Source organism: Spirillospora sp. CA-108201 (assembly GCF_050936235.1).
In the GTDB taxonomy this organism is placed as follows: domain Bacteria; phylum Actinomycetota; class Actinomycetes; order Streptosporangiales; family Streptosporangiaceae; genus Spirillospora.
Genome location: NZ_JBNJNE010000003.1, coordinates 24,132 through 31,691 on the forward strand (window position 1 = coordinate 24,132; position 7,560 = coordinate 31,691).

Here is a 7,560-nt window from a genome sequence, read left to right on the forward strand (position 1 = left end):
CAGCGGAGTCCCTTCGGGACTCCGCTGTACAGCCCCGAGTCGGCTCCCTGGCCGTGATCACGTCTGATCGGGGCCGCCCGCTCAGTCCTTGCGGCGCCGCCGGCGGGCCGTCCCCGGGTCGTACTCCGGGCTCTCTCCGAAGTCCTCGATGATCTCCCCCACCGGATCGGCTGGTGCCGGCGGCGGGTTGTCCGCGGCGGGGCGCGGCACGGGCGGCGGAGGCGGCCATGTCGCGGGTTGCGACGGCGGCTCAGGGGCCCGGGAAGCGTCCCCGGGCGGCCGGTGCGGCGGCGGAGGCGGCCCGTAGGAGGCGTACGGGTCGGACGGCGGCGGCGGGCCCTCAGCGGCGCTCTCAGCGGCTCTGTGGCCGCCGCGGGGCGGATACAGGTCCTCGGCGTCCGGGACGTCGGAGGGGATCGGCAGCCAGGGCGCTTGAACCAGCCGCCATGCGCCGTCGATGTAGGTCAGCGCGCGGCCTGGTACGGGCGCGACGCCGAGCGCCTTGTGCCAGTCGTCGCCCGCCAGATCGAAACTCATTTTGGCGCCGGAGCCGGACAGGGGCCCGAACGTGACGCGGTCCAGGAGCTGGTCACGCATGGCGCCGGGTACGGCGTCCTTGGCGTCGGGCCGCTGCGTGATCACCCACAGGATCACCCCGGCTTCCAGGGCCTGGCGCGCGAGGGTGTCCAGCACGCCCGCCAGGTCCGGGCAGGACAGCAGCACCTGTTGGATCTCGTCCAGCAGCAGCAGGGCGCGGGGATGGCGCGGCCGCGACGTCGAGGTCCCGGCCCGCCAGGCGAGGAGCTCGGCGTACCGGTCGCGGACCAGCGGCGCCACCAGGTCCACCAGGACCCGGCGCCACTCGTCCGGCTCGTGCGCGACGGCGTGCACGCCCTGGCGGCCGATCAGGGGCGCCATGGAGCCCGAGCCCTTGCCGTCGATCGACCACACGCCGCCAGGCCAAACGCCGTGCGTCAGGCCGTCGACCACCCACGCCCGCACCCCCGAGGACTTGCCGTGCTGCGTCCCGCCCACGATCAGCGTGTGGTTGCGCGGCTGGTGGAGCGCGACCGGCAGGCCGTCCAGCGTCGCGTCGGCGTCCTCGGCGTGCGTCTGGCCGAGGACGAACGCGCCGGCGCCCTGGCCGAAGTCCCGCGCCGCCAGCAGGCGCGGCAGCGACGGCACCCGTTCGACCACCAAACGACAGTTCACGTGATCCCAGGTGGAGGCGTAGTCCGGGCGGCGGGCCGCCTGGCCCGGTGTGCGCGGCGGCGGCCCGCACAGCTCCCACATCATCCGCTCGACCAGGTCGTCGCGCCGAGTGTCGCGGTGCGCGGCCCACTCGGCGGGATAGGAGACCATGACCCGCTGCATGGTCAGGCCCTTCCACAGCGCCCGCCCGACCCGGACGTCTTCGGTGCCGGCGACGGCGCGGGCGCCGATCCGCAGCCGCGCCAGCAGCCGCGCCCGCGCCCGGATCGGGATCGTCAGGACGGCCAGCTCGGCCAGCGCCACCAGGACCACGGCGCCGACCACCACGGCCGCGACGGGCGAGGCGGCCGCCAGCGCGGCCGCGGGGATGAGCGCGGCCGCCAGGCCGTAGAAGGTGAGCCAGCCCCGCGCGCTGATCGCGGCGGCCGCGCGCCGGTCGGCCGGGTCGGCGTCGGCGGCCCGGCGCCAGGTCCGCAGCCAGGCCAGCCCGGCGCCGATCGGCATCAGCGCCGCGGCGGCGGCCGCCGTCACGGGCGAGGGCAGACCGCGCCCCACCCACACCGCCACGGCCGCGACCAGGGAGACCGCCCACCCCCAGTACGCCCCGTCCCGGGCGGCGTTGACGAGCTCCCGCACCACCGGGTTGGCCTCGGCCCGGTCGACCGCCAGCACCCACGACCGCATCACCGCGCGACCGTCCCGCCCGCCGTCCGGGCGGCGTCCGCGCGGCGCGCGAGCACCACCGCCCCGGCGCCGGCGATGTCCCACGCCGCCCGCTCGTGATCCCGTTCGCCGCGCCGCGCCTCGTTGGGGCCCCACGCGGCCGGGCGGCCGCCGAGACGGCCCTTGGCTGGCCACAGTTCGGGCGGGTAGTGGTCGGCGACCGGCCGCGCCCGCCCGTGCCCCGCCGCGCGGATCAGGATCGTCCCGGGGTCGTAGCTGATCAGTCCGGCCATGAGCTGGCGCGGGATCAGCCAATCGGCCAGTGCGATCCGCCGACCGACCGGCGGCACCATCACCTCGCACGCCAGGTGCACCGGCCCGCCGCCGCCCTGGCGGTACCGGTCGATCGTGCTCTCGACCTGATCCACGACGCGCCGCATGTACCGGGCCCACGCGGCGACGTCGTCGACGTCGTCGACGGCCGCCGGATCGGGCCGCCCGCCGGAGTCGACCGGGCCGAGCGTCCAGCCGTCCACCGCCGCGCCGCCAGCGCGCAGCACGCCGGCGGTCCACCGCCGCCCCGGATCGACCCCCAACACCGCCACATCCGGCCCGCCGCCCGCGGCCTGGCCCTCGTTCACTGCCGGGCTCCCGGCATCTCCCAGATCACCACGCGGGCCCTGACGATCGGCGCCGTGCTGGTCATGTGCGCTTCCACGATCGTCAGTCGCGCCACCCGGCCCGCGGCGGTCAGCACGCACACCACGTCCCCCTCGTCCACCTCAACCTCGTCGGTGCCCTCCGTCGCCGCCGCGTCCCGGCACCGGGCCGCCCCGGGCTCGCTCCCGGGGCGCATCAGCACGACGTGCGCGTCCGACTCGGCCTCCACCATCGGCTTGAGCCAGTCGCCCCGGATGTCGGGCACCCCGCTTCGCTCCGACAGGCGCGGCGGTGTGACGTCCAGATCCCGCTCGGCGCTCGGACCGTCCAGCGTCAGCGTCCCCCGCCACCGCACGACCGGCGCCGCCGGCAGCGCCGAGCTGGCCGCCGGAGCGGACGGCGCCGGCGACGCCGAGGGCGCGGGTGGCGGCGCCGTGGTGCGCTCCGCCGGCGGGGCGGCGGCCGCGCGCTTGTCCGGCCCGCCGCCGTCTCCGGAGGTGACGGCGAACGCGACCGCCAGGACCGCGACCAGCAGTACCGCGCCGACCGCGCCCGCGATCCACACATGCCGCATCGTCAGGCCATCGCTGGCGCTTTCGTCATGATCTGGCGTTGACCCGTTCATCACCGATCACCCTTGTGCGCGGCGGTGCCATGGTCAACCGGACCGCCGAGGCGAAAGAAGCTGATACCTGGCGGCGTGTGGACGGCCGGGCCGGGACTGGCCCGGCCGTCCACACGAAAGCGGTGCGGTATTTGCGACCCCGAGGCGATAGCCCCCCGTGAAGGACGCTCACAGGATGGGCTGATGATCGATCCGCGGCTGGCATCAGCATTCCTGCTCCCGAACGTCCCCCTGGCGGCACTCGGCGGCGTCTTCTCCGGCTTGGCAGAGGCCGGCCATCACAACTGGTTCATGGGGGTCCTGGGCGGCCTGTGCGTCAGTGTCGCCGTCATGATCTTTTCCGTCTATCTCGTGCTGCTCGACGGTTCTCTGGAAGGCCGCCGCCCGAGATATCTGCTCTGGGGCTGCCTGGCGCTGGCGACGGTGGCGGCGTTCCTGGCGGGCATGAGTGTGCTTTCCGAGCTCGCCTGGCCGATGCGGTGGGGGCTGTCACTGCTGTGCCTGCTGCCCCTGCTCCTCACCCGAGCCGCGCTTCGCACGGCCCGTGACCATGACCGCGCTTGACCCCCAACAGCCCAATTCGGCAACGCATCGCGTGCGTCCTTCAGGGCCCTGTTGCCAGGTTCCCTTATGCCCTCTCCGCCGGCGGCCCCATGGTCTGCGGCCGGAGCGGCAGCATGGGCACGGACCGCTCGTGTCCGAGGGGAACGACCGTGTGCGCACACGCCGGTGCGGCACCTCGATGCGGGTGGAGCTCGTGTGCGCACGCGAGCTCCACCCGTGGTCATCGCCCCGGGCTGTGTGCGCCTGCTCTGGCGGTCGTGGCACCTCCGCACATCCTCGCTTGCCCCCGCTTAGTCCAAGGCGTACGGGTTGATCTCGGTGTACCGGTCGTCGGCTTCGGTAAGGTCGAAGCCCTCTTCCCAGTCGACAGGTTTCGGCCAGTTCATCGGTCCGCCGACGCGGATCTGGGGGTGTTCCCAGCGTGGTTCGGCGACGCAGAACGCGTGTGTCGGCGCCGGTTCGTCTCCCTCGCGGACGAAGTGGTCGTCGTAGATGAGGAAGTTGCCCATGTCGTCGCGGTCCTCGCGGATCTCTTCGGGCAGCGTGACCACTCGCGTGATCTCATCGGCTTCGTCGTCCACCTCGACCATCACCGGCATCACGTACCGGACCCACCGCTTCGCCATTGGAGCCGCCTTCCGCGTCTTGGAGTCGGGGCGGCACGCTATCGAGGCCGGCCCCGGGCAAGACGGGTGTTCCTGATTCAGGCGCACATCTGTACGGTTCCCCGTACAGTCAGCTGTACGGATTCCCGTACAGCGGAGGTAGAGCAATGCCACTCCAGACAGTCGAGCGGCACGACCCGGAGCACGAGGGCGCGCCGGGCCTGGTGGACCTGATCGTCACCCTGACCGATGAGGAGGCGGCGCTGCTGGGCGTCGACGCGATGGCCGCCGGCGAACCGGCGCACCTGGCCGCGTGGGCGCTGATCCTGCTGCGCACCCTGGAGCGCGACGGCACCTTCACCTCCCGGTACCGCGAGACGGGGGATCCTGACGACGACCTGGCGAGCCTGCGCGGGCTCATCGTCGCGCTGGACAAGACGGTCCTGCCCCGCCTGAACGGCATCCGGGACGCCGCGATCCGCGCGCACCAGGACCGGGGCGGCTCCTACGGGCAACTCGCCGCCGCGATGAACGTCGCGCGGTCCACCGCCCAGACCCGCGCCGACGCCCTGACCGCCCAAGAGTCCTCCCCCTACGAGCGGTGGGCCCGCGGCCTGGGGCCGCGGCCGTCCGCGCCCGCCCCGGAAGTGGTGCCCGGCGTCGCCGAGTACCCCCGCATCGCCGAGTACTGGGAGATCGCCGACCGCATCGACCAGGCGCGCGAGGCCGACCAGGCCCGAATGGACGCCCTACTCGCCCGCCACAGGGAGCTGTGCGACGCCAGTATCGCCGCCGCCAAGGCGTACCAGGCCGCCGTCTCCACCGGCGACGCCGACACCATCGCGACCGCCCAGGACGCCTCCGACAAGGCGAGCCGGCGGGTCGACACCGAAGGGGCCGCGCTCCTTGCCGAGCACGCCGCTCTCGGCGAGGAGCAGAGCCGCCGCAAAAAGCAACTCGCCGACGCCTACCGCCACCACCGCCGCCGCATGTCCGGCGAGGCTTGACGATCCAAGGGGTGCCCTGCGGGTCCTACTGGTGCAGGTCTTTGATCTCTTGGGTGGGGTCGATTCCCTCCAGCGGGCCCGCGGTCACCATCAGGTGCTCGTTGTCGTTCTCGTCGGCGGGGTGGATGGTCACGGTAAAACCTGCGGCGTGCAGCACCGCCGAGTAGGCGGTCAGCATGACCATGTCCACGCTGCGGCGAAACACCAGCAGGGGATGGTCACGGTGGCGGGGGTCTTCGACGCCCCGCACGTGGGACGGTTCGAGGTAGTCGCCGAAGCTGAAGGTGACATCCACGCCCCACTGTGTGGCGAGTACACGGAATCCTGCGGTGACGTCCGAGGCTTTTGCTATGCCTGCCTCGCCGAGGATCCTCTCAACGTTCCGCGCCAGCCGGTCGAACTCGGGGGATGTGTTGCTCATGGGCGGCACGGTAATGCGCCGGTGCGGGCGTCAGCCGAGAGACGGCCCCGCGTGCCGCGCCTCGCTCCCGGAGATGTCATCAGAGTGATGACGGATGCGTCATCGTGGTGATGACATCGCCGCCGCACCGGGGAGGTGCTCCCGTGGATCCCGACTACGACCTGATAGATCCCGAAGACGCGCTGAGGTGGCTGACCGACCACAGCCGGCGCACTCGCGTCTTCCCGCACGGGTCCGAGCATGTGATGGTCTCCCGGCTGACCGTGCTGGCCGAGCCCCCTGGCGGCGTCGAGTTGAGCGCGGATGAGGCCCTGGCGGCGCTGGCGATGCGTCACCACCTGGCCGAGTGGCTCGCCGCGATGGAGGCCGGTCTAATCGAGGCCGCCCGCGAGGCGGGGGCCACCTGGGAGGAGCTCGCGCCGGCGCTGCGGGTGAGCGACCGCCGCGCCGCGCATCGCCGCTTCATGCGGCTGACCCAGGCGCGGGACGAGCGGGCATCCCGCGCGGCCGCCGGACGGGCAGGCCGCACGATCACGGTCACGCCGCGGCGCGTCGGCCACGACTGGGGCCCGGAGGAGGTGTGCCTGTGGCTCCGGCACGGGCGCTGGGGGCTGGGCAGCCCGTCGCCGATCCAGGTCGAGGCGTTCGGGCCCAAGGGCCGCGGCGTGCCTGCCGGGAGCGTGACCCGGGCCAAGCGGGCGGCGGCCGCCGCGGTGACCGCGTTCACCGGCCGCGCCGTCACCGGCTGGGACCTGGCCGACCCCGGCACCCGCCGCGGCTACGGCACGCGGTCCTGGTTCGCCCGCCTCGGCGACCCCGTCGAGCCGGGCGAGGAAGCCGGGGAGTCTCCAGAGGCGACCGGAAACGTTCGTTTCTGAGACGGTCTTCGGCCGCCGCCGCGGCGTTCCGTTCCCCCAGGTCAAGCTAGTCTCGAAACTCATGTCCGAAAACTGTGTCTCGCTACTTGAGTGGATCACCGTTTTTGAGACACGATGGTGCTCGTTCGAAGACCTCGCCCCGGGACCGGGGCCAACCCACCTAGGAAGGGGACCGCCCGATGGTTGAGTTGACGCCGCATGGCGAGCACTCCGCCCAGTACACCGAGCACGTCGCGCACACGATCTCCGAGGCCGTGAGGGTGCTGAACTACGCCTCCGGCGAGTACGCCGAGAAGGGCCTGCCCTACCCGGCGACCATCGACAGCGTGATCGGCTCGCTGCGCGCGGCCGCCGGCGGCATGGACCAGCTCGGCCGCCAGCTCGTCGACCGGCTGACGCGGATGCGCGACGACGGCGTCCTGGCGGTGCGCGGCGGCGAGCACGCCGGCGACCCGGCCGCTGCCGTGCAGAGCGCCAACGCGGCGCTGGCCCGGGTCGCGCTGGCGGCCATCGACCTGGAGCAGGCGCTGGCCGACGCCCAGTCACAGACCGGCGCGATCGGCATGGTCTTCACCCCCGACGACGACGAGGACCAGGATGGGTGAGCGGATCGGCTACGGCCGGGTGTCCACCCAGGACCAGTCGGCCGACTCCCAGCACGACGCGCTGACCGAGGCGGGCTGCGACAAGATCTTCATCGACACCGCGTCGGGGAAGCTGGCCTCGCGCCCGCAACTGGACGCGGCGCTGGAGTACGCCCGCGCCGGCGACACCCTGGTCATCACCCGGCTGTCGCGGGCCGCGCGCAGCCTGCGGCATCTGCTGGCGCTGGCCGACCTGCTGCGCGAGCGCGGGATCGAGCTGGAGGTGCTCAAGCAGGGCATCGACACCAACAGCCCGACCGGGCGCCTGGTGTTCCACCTGC

At 73.2% G+C, this 7,560-nt stretch carries 10 protein-coding genes; 5 read left to right on the forward strand and 5 right to left on the reverse strand.

What is annotated here, in order from left to right; translation table 11 throughout:
* Window positions 1–81: 81 nt before the first annotated feature.
* Genes ACQEU6_RS46370 through ACQEU6_RS46380 form a run of 3 tightly spaced genes read right to left on the reverse strand, consistent with a single transcriptional unit; the run spans window position 82 to window position 3,109 of the window.
* A complete protein-coding gene (locus ACQEU6_RS46370; protein ID WP_499340755.1) occupies window positions 82–1,899 on the reverse strand; it encodes a hypothetical protein in 1,818 nt (605 codons plus the stop codon).
* Window positions 1,896–2,516 (reverse strand): hypothetical protein, encoded by a 621-nt coding sequence (locus tag ACQEU6_RS46375; protein ID WP_499340757.1) that lies wholly within the window; start codon window positions 2,514–2,516, stop codon window positions 1,896–1,898. Before ACQEU6_RS46375 ends, ACQEU6_RS46370 begins: the two co-directional genes overlap by 4 nt.
* Complete coding sequence (locus tag ACQEU6_RS46380) at window positions 2,513–3,109, reverse strand: hypothetical protein (RefSeq protein ID WP_499340759.1); 597 nt, start codon at window positions 3,107–3,109, stop codon at window positions 2,513–2,515. The genes ACQEU6_RS46375 and ACQEU6_RS46380 overlap by 4 nt, the downstream gene beginning before the upstream one ends.
* A 234-nt stretch (window positions 3,110–3,343) precedes the next feature.
* Here ACQEU6_RS46380 and ACQEU6_RS46385 point away from each other — a divergent pair, with 234 nt between their 5' ends.
* Window positions 3,344–3,724 (forward strand): hypothetical protein, encoded by a 381-nt coding sequence (locus ACQEU6_RS46385; RefSeq protein ID WP_499340761.1) that lies wholly within the window; start codon window positions 3,344–3,346, stop codon window positions 3,722–3,724.
* Window positions 3,725–4,014: 290 nt separating this feature from the next.
* Here the strand turns inward: ACQEU6_RS46385 and ACQEU6_RS46390 are convergent, their stop codons facing one another.
* Window positions 4,015–4,350 carry a hypothetical protein gene (locus ACQEU6_RS46390; RefSeq protein ID WP_499340763.1) on the reverse strand — a complete coding sequence of 112 codons (336 nt, stop codon included), beginning with the start codon at window positions 4,348–4,350 and terminating at the stop codon, window positions 4,015–4,017.
* A 146-nt stretch (window positions 4,351–4,496) separates the two neighbouring features.
* Here ACQEU6_RS46390 and ACQEU6_RS46395 point away from each other — a divergent pair, with 146 nt between their 5' ends.
* Complete coding sequence (locus tag ACQEU6_RS46395) at window positions 4,497–5,336, forward strand: hypothetical protein (protein WP_499340764.1); 840 nt, start codon at window positions 4,497–4,499, stop codon at window positions 5,334–5,336.
* Between the two features lie 25 nt (window positions 5,337–5,361).
* On the opposite strand, the gene ACQEU6_RS46400 is transcribed toward ACQEU6_RS46395, so the two are convergent.
* On the reverse strand, window positions 5,362–5,757 hold the full coding sequence (locus ACQEU6_RS46400; protein ID WP_499340766.1) for a hypothetical protein: 396 nt from the start codon (window positions 5,755–5,757) through the stop codon (window positions 5,362–5,364).
* 143 nt (window positions 5,758–5,900) lie between these two features.
* Here ACQEU6_RS46400 and ACQEU6_RS46405 point away from each other — a divergent pair, with 143 nt between their 5' ends.
* From ACQEU6_RS46405 to ACQEU6_RS46415, 3 genes are all read left to right on the forward strand, one after another.
* Window positions 5,901–6,635, forward strand: a complete 735-nt coding sequence (locus ACQEU6_RS46405; RefSeq protein WP_499340768.1) for a hypothetical protein — start codon at window positions 5,901–5,903, stop codon at window positions 6,633–6,635.
* 179 nt (window positions 6,636–6,814) lie between these two features.
* Entirely contained in the window at window positions 6,815–7,240 is a 426-nt protein-coding gene (locus tag ACQEU6_RS46410; RefSeq protein WP_499340770.1) for a hypothetical protein, read from the forward strand.
* Window positions 7,233–7,560: recombinase family protein (locus ACQEU6_RS46415; RefSeq protein ID WP_499340772.1), on the forward strand; the 328-nt coding region annotated here is incomplete at its 3' end. The genes ACQEU6_RS46410 and ACQEU6_RS46415, both read left to right, overlap by 8 nt.